This window comes from Delftia sp. WY8, from assembly GCF_018437695.1.
Lineage (GTDB): Bacteria > Pseudomonadota > Gammaproteobacteria > Burkholderiales > Burkholderiaceae_C > Comamonas > Comamonas tsuruhatensis.
In genome coordinates this window covers 2,163,595-2,181,718 of sequence record NZ_CP049795.1, presented here as the reverse complement: position 1 = coordinate 2,181,718, position 18,124 = coordinate 2,163,595, and the positions used below count along the sequence as shown (strand labels likewise).

Below are 18,124 nucleotides of genomic sequence, written 5' to 3'. Positions count from 1 at the left end.
AAGCCCGGGGGCGGCTCACGATGCAGACTGCCGGCGCTGGATGCTGCGGATGTCGAAGGCGCCGCCGGTCTGGGCCTGGTCGCTGGTGGTGACGGCCTGCTTGCCGAGCAGGGGGAAGACCAGCTCGGCAAAGCGGATGGACTCCTCCAGGTGCGGGTAGCCCGAAAGCACGAAGCTGTCCGCACCCAGCGCGGCGTACTCGCGCAGGCGCTCGGCCACGGTGGCCGCGTCGCCGACCAGGGCCGTGCCCGCGCCGCCGCGCACCAGGCCCACGCCGGCCCAGAGGTTGGGCGCCACCTCCAGCCGGTCGCGCCGCCCGCCGTGCAGCGCGGCCATGCGCGACTGGCCCACGGAGTCCATGCGCGCATAGCCGGCCTGGGCGCGGGCGATGTCCTCGTCGGTGAGCTTGCTGATCAGGCGCTCGGCATCGGCCCAGGCCTCCTCGTTGGTCTCGCGCACGATGACGTGCAGCCGCACGCCCAGGCGGACCTGGCGGCCCTGCTGCGCGGCGCGGCGGCGGATGTCGGCGAACTTTTCGGCCACGGCGGCGGGGGGCTCGCCCCAGGTGAGGTAGGCGTCCACCTGGCGCGCGGCCAGGTCGTGGGCAGCGTCCGAGGAGCCGCCGAAGTACAGCGGCGGATGCGGCTTTTGCACCGGGGGAAAGAAGTTGCGGCCCTGCTTGACCTTGAAGTATTCGCCGTCGAAATCCACGGCCTCGCCGGCCAGCAGGCGGCGCCAGATGGTCAGGAATTCATCGGCGTAGGCATAGCGTTCGTCGTGGGCCAGGAAGATGCCGTCGGCCTCCAGCTCGGTGGCATCGCCCCCGGGCACCACGTTGAGCAGCAGGCGCCCGCCCAGGGCCTGGTCCAGCGTGGCGGCCTGGCGCGCGCTGGACACGGGCGCGCCCAGCGAGGTGCGCAGGGCCACCAGCAGCTTGATGCGCTGCGTGATGGGCACCAGGCTGGAGGCGACCACCCAGGGGTCCAGGCAGGAGCTGCCGGTGGGGATCAGCAGGCCGTCGTAGCCCAGCTCCTCGGCCGTGACGGCGATCTGGCGCATGTAGGCGTTGGTGGGTGCGCGGCCGAAGTCGGAGGTGCCGAGGTAGCGCGTGTCGCCCGAGGTGGGCAGGAACCAGAAGATGTCTGGCGATGCGTGGGGGTCTTGGCTCATGGGATCTCCGGGGACGATGGAAAAGACGGTGGCGCGGCCTCGCCCGGCACCTGGCCCAGGCGCTGCAGCCGCGCGCGCACCACGCTGCGGCTGATGCCCAGCTGGCGCGCGGTCTGCACCTGGTTGCCGCGGTTGCGCTGCCAGGCCTTGAGCAGCAGAGCGCCCAGCACGTGCTGCTCCAGGCCTTCGGCATGCACGTCGCACAGGCTGTCCAGCGCTTCGCCCAGGGCCAGTTCGGCGGCGGCGGCCTGGGCGCCGTGTTCGGCCTCGCGTGTGGGGACGGGATCGGGCTCGCCCTGGCTGCTGGCGATGTGCAGGTCGCCCGCGCCGATGTGCATGCCCTGGGTCAGCAGCAGGCTGCGGTGGATGACGTTCTCCAGCTCGCGGCTGTTGCCGGGCCAGTCGTGCTCCAGCAGCTTGCGCTGCGCGTCCTGGCTCAGTGCCATGGGCGCGTAGCGCATGCGCTGGCAGTAGCTTGCGATGAAGTGGCGCGCCAGCGGCAGGATGTCGGCCGGGCGCTGGCGCAGCGGCAGCACGGTGAGGGTGACGACATCGAGCAGGTAGTACAGGTCTTCGCGAAAGCGCCGCGCTGCCACCTTGGTGTGCAGCGGCGCGCTGCTGGCCGCGAGCACGCGCACATCGGCTGGCGTGCGCTGGCTGGCGCCGATGCGGGTGACCGCCTTGTCCTGCAGCACGCGCACCAGCTTGCTCTGGATGTGCAGGGGCAGGTCGTCGATCTCGTCCAGCAGCAGGGTGCCGCCGTGGGCGTCCTCGAAGCGGCCGGGCAGGTTGCCGAAGGCACCCGTCAGCGCACCGCTTTCGTGGCCGAAGAGCTCGGCGTTGATCAGGGCCTCGGACAGCGCGCCGCAGTTGACGGCGACAAAGGGGCCGTGGCGGCGCGGGCTCAGGCGGTGGATGTGGCGGGCCACCATTTCCTTGTCGGCGCCGCTGTCGCCCAGGATGAGGACTCCGGCCTCGCTGGCGGCCACCTGTCCCATGGTCTTGAGCAGGGCCTGCGAGGCCGGGTCTTGCAGTATCCACGGCGCGGGCGCGGCGCCGTCATCGTGCGCGGCAGAGGCTGCGGGCGCGGGCGCAGGTACGGGCGCAGGTGTTGCCGAGGACTTGCCGGGCGGCCAGGTGGGCAGACGGGTGTTCATGGCGCGGCGTCACGAATAGAAGCTGGGCTGCGGATGGGTTCCGTTGAGCACCCAGTCGCCCAGCTCCTGCAGCTTGTAGTGCAGCGGGTCGTGCAGCGTCTGCGTGCGCAGGTTGCGCCAGAAGCGGTCAAAGCGCAGCGCCGCGTGCGTGGCGCGCGCGCCCGTGGCCTCGAAGATGCGGCTGGACAGGTCCAGCCCCGAGCGCGTGGTGGCAATCTTGGCGGCCGTCACGGCCACGGCGACTTCGCCGCGCTCGTGGGCGGTCAGCGCCGGGCCACGGCGCCAGGCGGCGTCAAAGCGCTGCGCGGCCTGCAGGGTCAGCAGGCGTGCGCCTTCCAGCGCCGCCCACAGCTCGCCATACAGCGCCTGGATGTGGGGGTCTGCGCCGGCTGCATCGGCCGGGGACTTGAACCAGGGCCGTGCCTCGTTCAGCGTGTAGCCGCGCGCCTGCTCCAGCGCGCCCTGGGCAATGCCCAGGAACAGATGGGCCAGGATGAGCTGGGCCAGTAGCGGGCGCAGCGCGGCATGGGGCGTGGACAGCGGGCCGGGGTCCAGCAGCAGCTCGGCCGCCTCCACGCGCACGCGCTCGAACAGGGCCGAGCCGCTGTCGGTCTGGCGCTGGCCCATGTTGTCCCAGTCGCGCAGCAAGGTGATGCCCGTGCGCTCCGTGGGCACCACGCCGATCAGCAGCTGGCCGCTGTCGGCATCGATGGCCGAGGCCACCAGCATCTGCGAGTCCAGCGCGCCCGAGGTGAAGCTCTTCTTGCCCGAAAACTCCCAGTGGCCGGGCTGGCGCGTGGCCGTGGTGCGACGGTCCAGAGGGTTCAGCGTATTGCCCCAGAACCAGCGGTGGCGTGCCGTCTGCAGCAGCCAGGGCCGCCACTGGGCGGGCTGGCCGAACAGTTGCACGGTGGCCAGGTGCAGGTGCTGGAAGCCGTAGACATGGGCCAGCGAGCCGTCTGCCGTGGCGAGGATGCGCACCGTCTCCAGCGTCTGCACCCAGTCCGCGCCCAGGCCGCCCAGCTCGCGCGGAATGCTCAGTGCCAGCAGGCCGCTGGCGCGCAGCGCATCGCGCTCGGCCTTGGGCGTGCCGCCTGCGGCATCGCGCAGGGCCGCCGTGGCGGCGAGGCGCTGCGCCAGATCCTGCGCAGTGGCTATCGGGTCCGCAGGGACGGCCTGTGCCTGGCTCACGCGGGCTGCCCGGCCAGGGCCAGGTCGGCGGCTTCGGGAACAGGCGGCTGTGCCTCGGCCTGGATTTGGGCCTGCACCAGCTGCTGCAGCGCACCGCGCAGCACCGGGGCCGACAGCTGCACGGTCAGCTCGATGCGCTGGCGCAGCGATTCGCTGTGGACCTGGCCGTCCTGGATGTCCTCGGGCGTGGAGTACACGCCAATGGGCAGGGTGAGTGCCGAGAAAAAGCCGAACAGCGGGCGCAGCTGGTGGTCCAGGATGAGGGCGTGGCGCGGGCTGCCGCCGGTGGCGGCCAGCAGCACGGGCGTGCCCTGCAGCGCGTCCAGGTCGATGAGGTCGAACAGGTGCTTGAGCAGGCCCGGCAGGCTGGCGCGGAAGACCGGGGCGCCGACGATGAGGAAGTCGGCCTGCTCGATGGCTTCGATGGCCTGCAGCGTGGCCGGCGGCAGGTCGTTCTTGGACAGGGCCGCGCCCAGGTGGGGCTGCAGGTCCAGCAGGTCGATGACCTGTGCCTGCAGCGGCAGCTCCTGGCCCAGGCGGGCATGCAGGGCGTCCAGCAGGACACGGGTGCGGGAGGGGCGGCTCAGGCTGCCATTGACGATGACAGTCTTCAGCGATCGGCTCATGGAAACTCCTTGGCGTGGGTTCCAGGAGGCAGCGCGGCATGCGGTTTGCGAAGACTGCCAGCCCGGATGAGGTGGGATGGATGCCTTCATTACAGGGCCGAACGCCGGTATGGCGAAAGAAACTTAACGCATTTGCTTATCGGTTTGGGTGCCTTGGCAAGTGCTTGTTTCTGAAGGGGATTTTGTGGCGCATGGCATGTGCTAATGCGTTCTGGCGATATGGGCACGGCCGCTGCGCCCGTCCCTGCGCAGCGCGGACGCGCAAGGGCCTTCAGCCCGCCATGCCCGTCACGCCCACGTGCCAGTAGTAGATGGGGTCGGCGCCGTTGAGCAGGATGTCGCCCGCCGAGCGGGCCTTGTACAGCACGGGGTTGTGCGAGGCCAGGGTGCGCGCATTGCGCCAGTGGCGGTCCAGTGCCAGGTCTTCGGACAGGGCGCTGGAGCCGCCCACCTCGAACAGCCGCGCGGCCGCCTGCAGCACGGTATCGACCACGGCCACCTGGGCCTGGGCTGTGCGCAGCTCCAGGGCATGCAGCTGCTGCAGCGGCACCTCGCGCCCGGCCTCGCGCTCGCGCGCGATGCGGCCCAGCTCGGCGGCCACGTCGGCCACGGCCAGTCCCGCGATGTAGGCCGTGCCGGCCAGCTGGCCGACGATGTGCTGCACCAGCGGATCGTCCTTGGGCAGGGTGGCGCTACCGTGGCTGAACACGCGGCGGCGCGCCTGCACATAGGCGATGGCATCGCGCTGCAAGGCCCGGGCAATGCCGGCCAGGGTGGCCAGGTGGGCCAGCTGGAAATAGGCCACCAGGGGCGTGGGCTGGGCGCGCGGGAAGCGGATCACGGCGTCGTCGGGCACGCGCACCTGGCTGAGCACGGTGGTGCCCGAGCCGGTCAGGCGCTGGCCAAAGCCGCGCCAGTCATCGAAGCGCTGCACGCCGGACTCCGAGGTGGGCACGACGGCGTGCACGGTCTGGTCTTCCTTGCCCGGCTCCACCGCGCGCGCCACCACGGTCACCCAGTCGGCATACAGCGTGCCCGTGCTGTAGAACTTGCGCCCGTCCAGCCGCCACCAGCCGGGCTGCGCATCGGGCACCAGGGTGGTCTGCAGCGTGCCCAGGGTGCCTGCGCCCACCTCGGTGGTGGCATTGCCGAACACGGCGCCGCGCGCGGCCAGCGGCAGCCAGCGGGCCTGGGTGGCGGCATCGCGGTCGATGAGCACGCGGTCCAGAAAGCCGAAGTGCGGGCGCAGGATCTGGGCGACGTTGGAGTCGGCCTCGGCCAGCTCGGTCCACAGCGCAAACAGCTGCTCCACGCTGGCGCCGGCTCCGCCAAGGCGGCGCGGCACGCGCAGCGCGGTGAAGCCGCTGTCACGCAGCCAGGCGATGGGTTCATGGGCCAGGCTGCGCGTGCGTTCGCGCTCGGCCGCACCCTGGGCGATGCGGTCGAACACGGGGCGAAAGCGTGCTTGCAGGGATGGCAGCGAGGGCGCGTCTGGATCGGCCGGGCCGTCTGTGGTTGGGCCGTCTGTGGTTGGGCCGGGCGCCGCGTAGGCCGCAGGCTCGGTGGCGCAGGGGAGGGTGGTGGTCATGGCTTTGCAAATTCAAAGGCCCGCCAACCCGGCCTGCCTGCAAGGCAGGGCCGGGCCACGGGCCGGTGGGGGAGGGTGGCTAAGGACTTCAACGCCGCCAGCGCGCGGCGGCGTGGCTGGCGGGCAGGCGGTCGCCCTGGCCGAACAGGCGCTGGCGCAGCGTGGCGTCGTCGCCGTAGCTGGTGCGGTAGCGGCCCCGGTTCTGCAGCTCGGGCACGACCAGGCGGGCGAAGTCTTCCCAGGTCTCGGGCGCGACGATGCGGGTCAGGTTGAAACCGTCGATTTCGCCCACGTCGATCCAGCGCTCCAGCTCGTCGGCCACCTGGGCCGGGTCGCCCACGATGGTGGCGTAGCGGCTGCCCAGCGTGAACTGCTCCAGCAGCTTGCGCCGCGTGGTCCAGCCCTGCTTCTGCGCGGCCTGGGCCGCCGACTGGATGGCGTTGGTGTTGCCGAAGGAGATGGGGTCGTCCAGCCCGTACTGGGCAAAGTCCACGCCGGTGCTGGCGGCAAAGTGGGCCAGCCCGCTTTCCGCGCTGGCGTGGGACAGGTAGTCGGCGTATTTCTCGCGCGCCTCGGCCTCGGTGCGTCCGGGCACCACGGCCACGCCGGCGTAGATCTTGATGTCCTCGGGGCGCCGGCCCGCGTCCACGGCGGCCTGGCGCAGCTGGCGCGAGGCCTCGCGCGCGGCCTCGGGCGTGCGTGCGCCGATGAAGATGCCCTCGGCATGCCGGCCCGCAAAGCGCAGCCCGCGCGGCGAGGTGCCGGCCTGGAACAGCACGGGCGTGCGCTGGGGCGAGGGCGCGCTCATGTGGATGGCGTTGGCGCGGTAGAACGGCCCCTCGTGCACCACCGGGTGCACCTTGTCGGGCAGGGCGTGGATGCGCCGCGCCTTGTCGGCGATCACGGCACCCTCTTCCCAACTGCCTTCCCAGAGCTTGTAGGAAAGCTCCAGGAAGTCGTCGGCGCGGTCGTAGCGGCTGTCGTGCTCGGCCAGGCCGTCCTGGCCCAGTCCGCGCGCGCCGCTGTCCACATAGCCGGTGACGATGTTCCAGCCGATGCGGCCATTGGTCAGCTGGTCCAGCGTGGTCACGCCGCGCGCGAAGGTATAGGGCTGGTGCGCGCCCACGGTGGCCGTGAGGCCGAAACCGATGTGCCGCGTCACCGCCGCCATGGCCGAGACCAGCAGCCAGGGGTTGTTGACGGGCAACTGTATGCCTTCGCGCAGGGTCAGGTCCACGCCGCCCTGGTAGACGTCGTAGTAGCCGACCACGTCGGCGATGAAGATGCCGTCGAACAGGCCTTCCTCCAGCACCCTGGCGATGTGGGTCCAGTAGGCCAGCGTGCCGTACTCGGTGGAGCGGTCGCGCGGATGGGTCCACAGCCCGTGGTGTATGTGGCCCACGCAGTTCATGTTGAAGGCGTTGACGTGGATGTGGCGCTTGGCTTGCGTCATGGGGCGGGTCCTGCAGTCCGTTGCGTCAGTTCTTCAACCAGGCCAGGCGGTAGAGCTTCTGGTCGTTCAGGTAGAAGGCGTGGATGGTCTTGCGCACCACGTCGGAGTTTTTGTAGATGTCCAGGAAGCGGGCGATGCGCGGGTCGGCCGCGCGGTCGCTGCGGGCCACGAACTGGATGGCCCAGGAGTCGTCCTCGTAGCTGGTGTAGGCCAGGCCCTTGCTGGCATCGAAGGCCTTGGAGGCGATGATGAAATACGGAAAGCCCTGGGCCAGGTCCACGTCGGGCGTGGTGCGCGCCAGCTGCGGGCCCTCGATCTCCACGAACTGCAGCTTCCTGGGGTTGGAGACGATGTCCGCTTGGGTGCCCAGCAGTCCGGTGTCGGGGCGCAGCGTGATCAGGCCCGCGTGCTGCAGCAGGCGCAGGCCGCGGCCCACGTTGACGGGGTCGCTGGCAATGGCCACCTTGGCGCCCGTGGGCAGGTCGGCCAGGGATTTGTGGCGCGTGGAGTACAGGCCCAGATAGGACAGGATGCCCGCCTGCACGCTGGTGAACTTGAAGCCCTTGCTGCGCGCTGCATTGGCCAGGTAGTTGCTGTTCTGGTAGTAGTTGAGGTCGATATCACCCGCGTCCAGCGCCACGTTGGGCGTGGCCCAGTCGGTGAATTCCACCACCTGCACGTCCAGGCCCTGCTTCTTGGCCTCCTTGGCGGCGGCTTCCACCGAGTCCGCGAAGATGCCCGGCACCACGCCGATCTTCAGGGGCGCGGCCAGGGCGCTGCCCGCGAGCAGGGCAGCGCCCAGGAAGGCGGCCAGCCGGGGCCAGAGGGTGGGGGAGGTCGTTGTCATCATTGCATTCCTGTGTCGTTGATAAAGGTCAGAGCGCGCCATGGCGCGGCGGGCGTATGCCGTTGAGCACGTAGTTGCCCACGGCGTGGTATTTCCAGCGCACGGGGTCGTGCAGGGTGTGGGTGCGCGCGTTGCGCCAGAAGCGGTCCAGGCCCTGTCCCGCCAGGGTGGAGGCCGTGCCTGCCAGCTCGAACAGCTTGCTGCCGGCCAGCAGGCTGGCGCTGGTGCTCAGCGCCTTGGCCTGGGCCACGGCCACCGAGGCGGCGGCCACGCTGTCGTCCGTGGGCGCACGCTGGGCGGCGTCCACGGCCAGAGCCGCGCGGGCCACCAGGGCATCGGCGGCGCGCAGGCGCACGTGGACATTGCCCAGTTGCTGCAGCAGCAGCGGGTCCTGCGTGGCGCTGGCCACGCCCGCGTCCACCCAGGGCCGCGCATGCTCGCGGATGAAGGGCAGGGCGGCCTGCAGCGCGCCGTGGCCAATGCCCGCGTCCAGGGCGGCATGGATGATCTGGGCAAAGGGGCCGATGGTGGTGGGCCGCTCGAAGGAACTGGTGAAGGGCACCACCCATTCGGGCTCCACGCGCACGCGGTCGAACTGCACGGAGCCGCTGCCCGTCACGCGCTGGCCGAAGCCATCCCAGTCGTCGGTGACGGTGACGCCGGCCGCATCGCGCGGGATGAAGACCAGATACATGCGCTCGCCGTGCCCCGGCGCCTCTTCCTGCGCGCTGACCAGGGTGGGAATCCAGTGCGCGAACAGGGCGCCCGTGCAATAGAACTTGCGCCCCTGCACGAACCAGCCGCCGCTGTCGCGCAGCAGCCGGGTGCGGCGCTGGAAGTCGCGGTGGCCGATCTCGGCCAGCGCATTGCCCAGGCGCTCGCCGCGCAGCACACGGTCATAGAAGAAGGCCTTTTGCGCGGGTGATCCGCCCACGCGCAGCACTTCCAGCGAGTAGTAGTGGTTCTGCGGAATGTGGCCGAAGTTGCCATCGGCCGCCGCAATCAGGGCAATGGCCCGCGTCAGCGTGGCCGTGGACACGCCTGCGCCGCCGTACTCCCGGGGAATGGTGATGCCCCACAGGCCGCTCTGGCTGAACTGCTCCACCTCCTGCCAGGGCAGCAGGCGGTCGCGGTCGCGCGCCAGCGCGCCGGGGGCGATGAGGGCGGCAAAACTGCGGGCCGCTTCCAGCGCCTCGGCCTCGCTGCCGATGATGTGGGCGGGCCGGGCCGGAGGCGCTGCGGGAGCGGGCTGGCTGCCCGGCGTGGAGGCCAGGGCCTGCAGCTCTTGGGTCGATGTCTGTGTCATGGCGGTCAGTTCCACTGGTGGCGGCGCGGCAGGGCGCCGTTGAGCAGGTAGTTGCCCAGCAGGTGGTATTTCCAGCGCACGGGGTCGTGCAGCGTGTGCACGCGGGCGTTGCGCCAGTGGCGGTCCAGGTGGTGGGCGGCGCGGCTGGCCGAGGAGCCGGCCAGCGCGAACAGGTGCTCGCCTGCCTGCAGCGCGGCCTCGGTGGTGAGGATCTTTGCCTCGGCCACGGCCACCGAGGCCTGGGCGCTGGCCTGCTCGTCCACCGCGCCACCCGCCGCTGCAGCCAGCGCATCCAGCGTGCGCGCGGCCTCCAGCAGCACGGCATAGGCCGCATCCACCTCGATCTGCAGCTGGCCGACCTCGTGGATGAGGTGGGGATCGTCGCTGGCGCGCGCCACGCCGGAGTCCATCCAGGGCCGGCTCTTGTCGCGCACGAAGTCCACCGCGTCGCGCAGCGCGCCCTGGGCAATGCCCGCGTCGATGGAGGCCTGGATCAGCTGCGACACCGGGCCGGACAGCGAGGGCGTGGCCTCGAACTGCCAGGCAGGCACCACGTCCTCGGGATGTACCTGCACCTGGTCCAGCTGCACGCTGCCGCTGGCCGTGGTGCGCTGGCCGAAGGAGTCCCAGTCGTCGAACACGGTCACGCCCGGCGCATCGCGCCGCACCCAGACCTGCACGATGCGGCCCTCCTCGTCCTGGGCACGGAAGGGCACCCAGTGCGCGAAGGCCGAGCCCGTGGAGTAAAAGCGCGTGCCGCTGACGCGCAGGCCGCCTGCGGCATCGCGTGACAGGCGCGCCGTGGCCTCCAGCACATGGGCCGCGCGCCCCTTGCGTTCCGGCCCGGCATTGCCCAGGCGGTGGCCGGCCAGCACGTCGGCGAACCAGCGGCGCTTCTGGGGCTCGCTGCCCATGTCCCGCAGGTTCTGCAGCACGGCGAAATGGTTCTGCGGAATCTGGCCCAGCGAAGGGTCGGCCGCGCACAGCGTGACGAAGACCTGGGCCAGCGTCTCGTACGAGGCGCCCAGGCCGCCGTAGGCGCGGGGCACGGTGATGGCGCCCAGCCCGCTGGCCGTGTGGCGCTCGATTTCCTGCCAGGGCAGGCGCCGCTCATGGTCGCGGGCGGCTGCGTCCGCGCGCCATTCATCGGCTAGGGCCTGGGCGGCCTGCAGGGCCTCGGCCTCGCTGGCGATGCGGTGCGGAGTGGAGGGCGGCAGGGGCAGGCGCCGCAGCGCCCCGCCCGGGGTGTGGTGTGTGTTGCCGGGCAAGGCTGCGCCCAGGGCATCCGGTGTGGTCATTCCGTGCCTCGTTGCTGAGTCGGTGGGGAGAGGGCCGCCAGGCGGCGGCCCCGGAGGGAAAGGCTTGGTGCCTGTTTTCAGCGTCAGCGGCTGCGCAGCCGGCGCACGTAGCGGTCGCCCAGCACCTGGACCACGGTGACCAGCGCGATCAGCACGGCAATCACCAGCAGCATCACCTGGGTGTCAAAGCGCTGGTAGCCGTAGCGGATGGCCAGGTCGCCCAGGCCGCCCGCGCCCACGGCGCCGGCCATGGCCGAGGAACTGATCAGCGCCACCAGGGTGATGGTGAAGCCGCCCACGATGCCGGGCAGGGCCTCGGGCAGGTAGACGTGGCGCACGATGTCCCACTTGCGGCAGCCCATGGCCTGGGCGGCTTCGATGAGGCCGGGATCGACCTCGCGCAGGCTGACCTCGACAATGCGCGCAAAGAACGGCGTGGCGCTGATGGCCAGCGGCACGATGGCCGCCCACACGCCGATGGTGGTGCCCGTCACCAGCCGCGTGAACGGGATCAGCGCCACCAGCAGCACGATGAAGGGCGTGGCACGGAAGCCGTTGATCACGCTGCCCAGCGCGCGGTGCGTGCGCGGCGAGGCCAGGAAGCCGCCGGGTGCGGTGACGATGAGCAGCACCGCCAGCGGAATGCCCGCCGCCAGCGCGATGCCGCCCGAGACGCCGACCATCATCAGCGTGTCGGCCAGCGCGTTGCCGTAGCGCTCAATGGGAATGGACAGATTCAGCGACATATCCGAGATCCTTGATGTCATGCGCAATGGCCGCCGGGCCCTGCGTCAATGTGTGCCAGTCATGCGCGGCCGTGCCGCCGCCCAGCGCGATCAGCAGCTGCCCCTGGGCATGGCCCTGGATGCGGTCCACGCCGCCATGCAGCAGGCGAACCCGGCCGCCCAGGGCCTGGGCGATGCGCGGGAAGTCGGGCTCCAGCCCGTCCTCGCCGCGGTAGGTCAGCTGCAGGATGCGTTCGTGGCGGCCTGCGGGCGCGTCGGGCAGCAGGCGCTGGCGCAGGTCGTCGGGCAGGCCGTGCTGCAGCGGTGCCAGCAGGGCGCGCGTTGCCGGGTGCTGCGGGTTGCCGAAGACCTTCCAGACCTCGCCCAGCTCGGCGATGCGGCCCTGCTCCAGCACCAGCACGCGGTCGGCGATCTCGCGGATCACGCTCATCTCGTGCGTGATCAGGACGATGGTGATGCCCAGCTTGCGGTTGATGGTGCGCAGCAGCTCCAGGATGGACTGCGTGGTCTCGGGGTCCAGGGCCGAGGTGGCCTCGTCGCACAGCAGGATCTCGGGGTCGGTGGCCAGGGCGCGGGCAATGCCCACGCGCTGCTTTTGCCCGCCCGACAGCCGGCTCGGATAGGTGCCAGCCTTCTCCTGCAGGCCCACCAGGGCCAGCAGCTCATTCACCCGCGCATTGATGCGTGCGCGCGGCAGGCCCGCCACCTGCAGCGGCAGGGCCACGTTGTCATGCACCGTCTTGGCCGACAGCAGGTTGAAGTGCTGGAAGATCATGCCGATGCGCCGGCGCAGCTGCACCAGTTGCGCCTCGTCCAGCGTGCCGATGTCCACGCCGTCGACCCGCACCTGGCCGCTGCTGGGCTGCTCCAGCCGGTTGATGGTGCGCAGCAGGCTGGACTTGCCCGCGCCGCTGCGCCCGATGATGCCGAAGATGCTGCCCGGCGCGATCTCCAGGCTGATCGCGTCCAGCGCCTGTACGGGCCCGGCCGAAGACTGGTAGGTCTTGGCCACGCCGCTGAAGGCCACGGCGCCGGGCCCACGGATGGATTCCCGCGTGGTGCCGGCCGCTGCCGATGAGCGCCTGTCCGCCTCGTGGGCCGGCCTGTCCGCCAGGGGCTGCCTGGCTGCAATGCTGGTTGACATGGCTGAAGTCCTCCCCGCGCCGCTCAGGGCTTGACCCAGGCCAGGTTGTACAGGCGCTTGTCGTTGGAAAAGGCGCGCTGGGCCTCGGCCTTCACCGCATCGGAGTTCTGGTAGATGCGGATGAACTTCTGCACCACGGGGTCCTGCGTGCGGTTGGCCTTGACCACGAACTGGATGGAAAAGCGCGCGTCCTCGATGCCCGAGTACGCAAGCCCGCTGGACGGATCGAAGGCCTTGGCCGCCACGATGAAGTGCGGGTAGCCCTGGGCGATGTCCACGTCGCCCGTGATGCGCACCAGCTGCGGCCCCTCGACCTCGACGAAGCTGAGCTTCTTGGGGTTCTCGACGATGTCGTCCAGGCTGCCCAGGTAGCCCACGCCGGGCTTGAGCTTGATCAGCCCCACCTTCTGCAGCAAGAGCAGGCCGCGCCCCTGGTTCACGGGGTCGTTGGCAATGCCCACCTTGCCGCCCTGCGGCACCTGGGCGATGGCCTTGTGCTTGAGCGAGTACAGGCCCACGTTGGCCAGGATGCCCGTGCCCGCGCTGGCCAGCTTGTAGCCGTTCTTCTGGATGGCGTTGTCCAGGAAGGGCTGGTGCTGGAAGTAGTTGATGTCCAGGTCGCCCGAGTCCACGGCCACGTTGGGCGTGGTCCAGTCGGTGAACTCCACCACCTGCACATCGATGCCCTGGGCCTTGGCCTCCCTGGCGGCCACGGCCACCGAGTCGGCGTAGGCGCCGGGCACCACGCCGATGCGCAGCTTGTCGGCAGCGTGGGCGGAGAACAGGGCCAGGGCGGCCAGCGGGGCGATCAGTGCACGGGAAAGCTTCATCGGGATCTCCGGAAAAAAAGTTCGAAAAAGACAGGAAGGTGCCGCGTCACGGCTTGCGCCACGGCAGGCTGTACAGCCTGTCGTTGGCGGCGAAGGACTTGTGGATCTGCGCCTGCACGGCGCTCGAGGTCTGGTAGATGCGCACGAACTGCGCAATGCGCGGGTCCCGGGCGTTGTCCTGGCGCGAGACGAAGCGGATGGCGTAGTACAGGTCGTCAATGCCCGAATACAGCAGCGCATTGCCGGCCACCTGCGGCCGCCCGGCGTTGACGAAGTGGGCCGGGTAGCCCTGGGCCAGGTCCACATCGTCCAGCGCGCGCACCAGCTGCGGCCCTTCGATCTCGACAAAGCGCAGCCTGCGCGGGTTGGACACGATGTCGTCCAGCCCCGCGCGCGGGCCCTTGCCTTCGCGCAGCTGGATCAGGCCGGCCTTCTCCAGCAGCAGCAGGCCGCGCCCCTGGTTGACGGGGTCATTGGCCACGCCCACGCGCGCACCCTCCTTCAGGTCGGCAAAGCGCTGGGTCTTGAGCGAGTACAGGCCGATGTTGGGCAGCAGGCCCGTGGCCACGCTGGTGAAGGTATAGCCGCGTTCGCGGATGGCGTTGTCCAGGAAGGCCTGGTGCTGGAAGTAGTTGAGGTCGATGTCGCCGGCCGCCAGCGCCGTGTTGGGCGTGGTCCAGTCGGTGAACTCGATGACCTGCACGTCCAGCCCCTGGGCGCGCGCCTCCTTGGCGGCGACCTCCACGGAGTCGGCCAGCGAACCGGGCGTGACGCCTATTTTCAGCGCGGCGGCCGCCGCAAGGCCGGGCAGCGCCAGCGTGGCGGCAAGCGACCAGAGCAATGTGTTTCTGCGCGTGGGCAAGGCGTGGTTCCTCCAGCTCGGCCAGGCCCGGCGCCGGCGCCCACATGGCGCCTGCCGGCATGGCCTCTGAAGGCATTGCAACACCCGGCCCCGGCGCGCACCACGACGGAATTCACATTTCCTTATAGCGAGCCACGCGCGGCGCAAGGCATTGATCGCAAAGGAAATTTTGCGCAAGCAAGATTGAGCTTATGCCCGCGCGAAATATGGCACCGTGCCGGCTGCGCAGGCTTGCGGCAGCCAGGGCGGCCTGCCGCGCTCCCAGGCTCAAGCGGCCTGTTGCGCCTTCATCCTCGTCCAGGCCTTGAAGAGGAGGGACTGCAGGCTGGCACGCTCGCCCTCGTCCAGGTAGTCGACCAGCGACTCGCACATGCGCCAGAAGGCCGGCAGCGCGCGGGCCAGCACCTCGCGGCCCTGGTCGGTGAGCGCCAGGTCGAAGCTGCGGCGGTCTTCCTGGCTGAGGCTGCGCGCCAGCAGCGAGCGCTTTTCCAGCCAGTCCAGCAGGCCCGTCACCGACGAGCGCGTCACGCCGACGTAGCTGGCGATATAGGAGGGCGTGACCACAGTGTCGCCCAGCAGCCCGCGCTCGGCCAGGCCGAAGATCATGAGCACGTCGAGCTTGCTCTCGGACAGGCCGAACGCCTGCAGCGATGCGTTGGCGCGCTGCTCTACATCGTCGGCCAGCCACAGCAGCAGCAGGCCCAGGCCGGCGGCCGGCGTGTCGGTGCCGGGCTGCGCGGTCTGGGCCATCAGGGCCAGGTGCGGGCGCAGCGCTTCGGGGGCTTTGGCGAGGGGGGTGGATTCGGGGGCTGGTGCGGCAGCGGTCTTGCGCGGACTCATGGGAGTGGATGGAAGCGGGTGAAACCGGGTCGAAGCTGGGAGAAGAAAGGGCGGTTGATTTTACGGCTTTCATATATTACGCTTTGTGTATAGTACGTTAAGCGTATTATTTGGCGGCACACAAATCTGCAAGGACATCCCATGCCCATCAAAGTTCTGGAACTCCACCATGTCGGATTCGGCGTCAACCACGCCCAGGCCGACGCCATGCTCGACTTCTACCGCGAAGTGCTGAACCTGCCCCAGGACGCCGCGCGCTGGAAGATCCCCGGCATCTACGGCTCCTGGATCAACCTGCCCAACGGCAGCCAGTTGCACATCCTCGGCAGCGAGGGGCCGTCGCGCTATGCGCAGGGCCCGGGCAAGGACCCCGTGTCCAACCACATCGCGCTGGCCGTGGACGACATCCTCAGCGCCGAGCAGGAGCTGCTGGCGCGCGGCGTCGATTACTTCACGCTGGACAACGTGGCATCGCCCAGCCTCAAGCAGTTGTTCCTGCGCGACCCGGCCGGCAACCTGGTGGAACTGCACCAGTCCAATGCGCGCGCCCCGGGCATCGCCCAGGCCGAGCAGGACGCGGCGCGCGCCGGCAACGAGTGACGCGACGCCCTCCCTTTTTCCCTTCCCCTCCGGATCCCCATGTACTTTGAAATGCAATCGCTCAACAGCGAGCAGCGCAGCAACATCCTGCACTCCCTGGTTCTGCCCCGTCCCATCGCCTGGATCAGCTCGGTGGACGGGGACGGCACGGTCAACGTCGCGCCGTTTTCCTTCTTCAACGCCATGTCGGGCGATCCGCCGCTGCTGTGCGTGTGCATCGGCTCGCGCCAGGGCGTGCTCAAGGACACGGCGCGCAACATCGCGGCCGCGGGCGAGTTCGTGGTGAACCTGGTGTCCGAGCCGCTGGCGCGCCGCATGGCGGTGACGGCCATAGAGTTCGGCGCGCAGGTGGACGAGTCGGCCCAGGCCGGCCTGGTCCTGGGCGATGCCCGGCGCGTCAAGGCGCCGCGCATCGTGGACAGCCCTGCGTCCTTCGAGTGCCGCGTGCGCCAGATCATCGATATCGACGGCGTGCGCAGCCTGGTGCTGGCCGACGTGCTGGCCGCCCATGTCATGGATGCGGCCGTGGTCGATGGCGAGCTCATGTACTTCGACCCCGCGCCCATGGAGCTGATCGCGCGGCTGCAGAACCCCGGCTGGTATGGCCGCGTGGGCGATGCCTTCCAGATGCCCACGCCTTCGGTGGCGCAGTGGGATGCCATGCAGCGCCAGGGCGTGTCCGACGGCTACCTGGCCTGGGCCGACGATGGCCCCGCCGCGCGCTGAAGGGCCGCCCATGCTTGCGCAACACACCATAGACAGCCTGGCGGCCGAGCTGCACGCCAGCGAAAAAAGCCGGGTGCAGGTCCGGCACTTTTCCCGCCGCCATCCGGACATGACGGTGCAGGACGGCTACGCCATCTCGCGCGCCTGGATGCGGCTCAAGCGCGCCGAGGGCCGCACGGTCAGGGGCCACAAGATCGGCCTGACCTCGCGTGCCATGCAGCAGGCCGTGCAGATCACCGAGCCCGACTACGGCACCCTGCTGGACGACATGTTCTTCGAGCCCGGCGGCGACATTCCCTTTGCGCGCTTCATCGCTCCGCGCGTGGAGGTGGAGCTGGCCTTCGTGCTGGGCCGCGCGCTCAAGGGGCCGGGCGTCACCCTGTGCGATGTGCTGGCCGCCACCGACTGGGTGGTGCCCGCCGTGGAAATCATCGACGCCCGCATCGAGCAAAAGGACCGCGATACCCAGGCCATGCGCACGGTGCGCGACACCATCGCCGACAACGCGGCCAATGCCGGCATCGTCATGGGCGGGCGGCCCGTGCGCCCAGACGCGGTGGACCTGCGCTGGGTGTCGGCGCTGCTGCAGCGCAACGGCGTGATCGAGGAGTCCGGCGTGGCGGCCGCCGTGCTCAACCATCCGGCCACGGGCGTGGCCTGGCTGGCCAACCGGCTCGCGCAATGGGATGAGCAGCTGGACGCAGGCCAGGTGGTGCTGGCCGGCTCGTTCACGCGGCCCGTCACGGCCCAGGCCGGCGACAGCTTCCATGTGGATTACGGGCCGCTGGGCTCCATTGCCTGGCGCTTTGCCTGAGCTTCGTCCGCAGTGCGGCGATGGTGTCGCCTGCGGCACAGTCCGCAGGCCCGGCGCGTCGCCGACAATGCAGCGGCGCCGCCCGCCACCGGTGCGCGGGCGGCGGCTGCAACACATGCACTACAGGATGGACAAGCAATGGAGATGAAGAACGCAAAGACGGCCGTGGTCACGGGCGGAGGAACCGGCGTGGGCAAGGCCGTGGCGCTGGCCCTGGCGGGCGCGGGCTACCAGGTGGTGGTGGCAGGCCGCCGCCAGGCGCCGCTGGATGAGACCTGCGCCGAGGCCCAGGCAAAGTACGGCGCGGGCGAGCGCATGCTGGGCATTGCCACCGATGTCAGCGACCCGGCTGCCGTGGAGCAGCTGTTCGCGCGCACGGTGCAGCGCTTCGGTCGCGTGGACCTGCTGTTCAACAACGCGGGCCGGGGCAATCCGCCCGGCTCCTTCCTGGACTGGACGCCCGAGCAGTGGCGCGAGGTGGTCGATGTCAACCTCAACGGCATGTTCTATTGCCTGCAGCAGGCGTTTCGCACCATGCGCGACCAGTCGCCGCGCGGCGGCCGCATCATCAACAACGGCTCCATCTCCGCGCATGCGCCGCGCCCCAATTCCAGCGCCTACACGGCCACCAAGCATGCCGTCATGGGCCTGACCAAGACCGCTGCGCTCGACGGCCGTGCCTACGACATCGCCGTGGGCCAGATCGACATCGGCAATGCCATGACCGAGCTGGCATCGCGCATGGCCAAGGGCGTGCCCCAGGCCAATGGCGAGATCGCGGTGGAGCCGCTGATCGACGCGGATGTGGTGGGCCAGTCCGTGCTCTACATGGCCAGCCTGCCGCTGGAGGCCAACGTGCTGTTCCACACGGTGATGGCCACCAAGATGCCCTTCGTGGGCCGGGGCTGAACCGGCAAAGGCAGGCC

The 18,124-nt window shown here is 70.1% G+C and carries 18 protein-coding genes; 4 read left to right on the top strand and 14 right to left on the bottom strand.

Going from position 1 to position 18,124, the window contains the following annotated elements; all coding sequences use genetic code 11:
* Nucleotides 1-15: 15 nt before the first annotated feature.
* The 14 genes from ssuD to G4D77_RS09960 all read right to left on the bottom strand — a co-directional run bounded on the left by ssuD (nt 16) and on the right by G4D77_RS09960 (nt 15,058).
* Nucleotides 16-1,170: an FMNH2-dependent alkanesulfonate monooxygenase gene (ssuD, locus tag G4D77_RS10025; protein ID WP_154835422.1), complete on the bottom strand. Its 1,155-nt coding sequence runs from the start codon at nt 1,168-1,170 to the stop codon at nt 16-18.
* On the bottom strand, nt 1,167-2,327 hold the full coding sequence (locus G4D77_RS10020; protein ID WP_016450171.1) for a sigma 54-interacting transcriptional regulator: 1,161 nt from the start codon (nt 2,325-2,327) through the stop codon (nt 1,167-1,169). Before G4D77_RS10020 ends, ssuD begins: the two co-directional genes overlap by 4 nt.
* 9 nt (nt 2,328-2,336) lie before the next feature.
* On the bottom strand, nt 2,337-3,518 hold the full coding sequence (locus tag G4D77_RS10015) for an acyl-CoA dehydrogenase family protein (RefSeq protein WP_016450172.1): 1,182 nt from the start codon (nt 3,516-3,518) through the stop codon (nt 2,337-2,339).
* A complete protein-coding gene (msuE, locus tag G4D77_RS10010) occupies nt 3,515-4,144 on the bottom strand; it encodes an FMN reductase (protein ID WP_016453782.1) in 630 nt (209 codons plus the stop codon). Before msuE ends, G4D77_RS10015 begins: the two co-directional genes overlap by 4 nt.
* A gap of 271 nt (nt 4,145-4,415) precedes the next feature.
* Nucleotides 4,416-5,732 carry an acyl-CoA dehydrogenase family protein gene (locus G4D77_RS10005; RefSeq protein ID WP_154835420.1) on the bottom strand — a complete coding sequence of 439 codons (1,317 nt, stop codon included), beginning with the start codon at nt 5,730-5,732 and terminating at the stop codon, nt 4,416-4,418.
* Nucleotides 5,733-5,820: 88 nt separating this feature from the next.
* The gene (locus G4D77_RS10000) at nt 5,821-7,185 is read right to left on the bottom strand and encodes an LLM class flavin-dependent oxidoreductase (protein ID WP_154835418.1); all 1,365 of its coding nucleotides are present in this window, start codon (nt 7,183-7,185) and stop codon (nt 5,821-5,823) included.
* A gap of 25 nt (nt 7,186-7,210) precedes the next feature.
* Entirely contained in the window at nt 7,211-8,035 is an 825-nt protein-coding gene (locus G4D77_RS09995) for a MetQ/NlpA family ABC transporter substrate-binding protein (RefSeq protein WP_012203704.1), read from the bottom strand.
* Nucleotides 8,036-8,060: 25 nt separating this feature from the next.
* Nucleotides 8,061-9,338, bottom strand: a complete 1,278-nt coding sequence (locus G4D77_RS09990; protein ID WP_046988047.1) for an SfnB family sulfur acquisition oxidoreductase — start codon at nt 9,336-9,338, stop codon at nt 8,061-8,063.
* Nucleotides 9,339-9,343: 5 nt separating this feature from the next.
* Nucleotides 9,344-10,636: an SfnB family sulfur acquisition oxidoreductase gene (locus G4D77_RS09985; RefSeq protein ID WP_047217975.1), complete on the bottom strand. Its 1,293-nt coding sequence runs from the start codon at nt 10,634-10,636 to the stop codon at nt 9,344-9,346.
* A gap of 83 nt (nt 10,637-10,719) precedes the next feature.
* Nucleotides 10,720-11,382: a methionine ABC transporter permease gene (locus G4D77_RS09980; RefSeq protein WP_012203707.1), complete on the bottom strand. Its 663-nt coding sequence runs from the start codon at nt 11,380-11,382 to the stop codon at nt 10,720-10,722.
* Complete coding sequence (locus G4D77_RS09975; protein ID WP_034367960.1) at nt 11,354-12,526, bottom strand: methionine ABC transporter ATP-binding protein; 1,173 nt, start codon at nt 12,524-12,526, stop codon at nt 11,354-11,356. Before G4D77_RS09975 ends, G4D77_RS09980 begins: the two co-directional genes overlap by 29 nt.
* A 23-nt stretch (nt 12,527-12,549) precedes the next feature.
* Nucleotides 12,550-13,356 (bottom strand): MetQ/NlpA family ABC transporter substrate-binding protein, encoded by an 807-nt coding sequence (locus G4D77_RS09970; protein ID WP_016449092.1) that lies wholly within the window; start codon nt 13,354-13,356, stop codon nt 12,550-12,552.
* Between the two features lie 46 nt (nt 13,357-13,402).
* On the bottom strand, nt 13,403-14,218 hold the full coding sequence (locus G4D77_RS09965; RefSeq protein ID WP_250134270.1) for a MetQ/NlpA family ABC transporter substrate-binding protein: 816 nt from the start codon (nt 14,216-14,218) through the stop codon (nt 13,403-13,405).
* A 267-nt stretch (nt 14,219-14,485) separates the two neighbouring features.
* Nucleotides 14,486-15,058: a MarR family winged helix-turn-helix transcriptional regulator gene (locus G4D77_RS09960; RefSeq protein ID WP_154835416.1), complete on the bottom strand. Its 573-nt coding sequence runs from the start codon at nt 15,056-15,058 to the stop codon at nt 14,486-14,488.
* 141 nt (nt 15,059-15,199) lie between these two features.
* Between G4D77_RS09960 and G4D77_RS09955 the strand changes: the two genes are divergently transcribed.
* The 4 genes from G4D77_RS09955 to G4D77_RS09940 all read left to right on the top strand — a co-directional run bounded on the left by G4D77_RS09955 (nt 15,200) and on the right by G4D77_RS09940 (nt 18,107).
* The gene (locus G4D77_RS09955) at nt 15,200-15,658 is read left to right on the top strand and encodes a VOC family protein (protein WP_126312513.1); all 459 of its coding nucleotides are present in this window, start codon (nt 15,200-15,202) and stop codon (nt 15,656-15,658) included.
* A gap of 39 nt (nt 15,659-15,697) precedes the next feature.
* The gene (locus tag G4D77_RS09950) at nt 15,698-16,384 is read left to right on the top strand and encodes a flavin reductase family protein (RefSeq protein WP_126312514.1); all 687 of its coding nucleotides are present in this window, start codon (nt 15,698-15,700) and stop codon (nt 16,382-16,384) included.
* A gap of 10 nt (nt 16,385-16,394) precedes the next feature.
* Nucleotides 16,395-17,198, top strand: coding sequence for a 2-oxo-hept-4-ene-1,7-dioate hydratase (gene hpaH, locus G4D77_RS09945; protein WP_016449088.1), 804 nt, complete (start codon nt 16,395-16,397; stop codon nt 17,196-17,198).
* Between the two features lie 138 nt (nt 17,199-17,336).
* Nucleotides 17,337-18,107 carry an SDR family oxidoreductase gene (locus tag G4D77_RS09940; protein WP_013803947.1) on the top strand — a complete coding sequence of 257 codons (771 nt, stop codon included), beginning with the start codon at nt 17,337-17,339 and terminating at the stop codon, nt 18,105-18,107.
* Nucleotides 18,108-18,124: the final 17 nt, after the last annotated feature.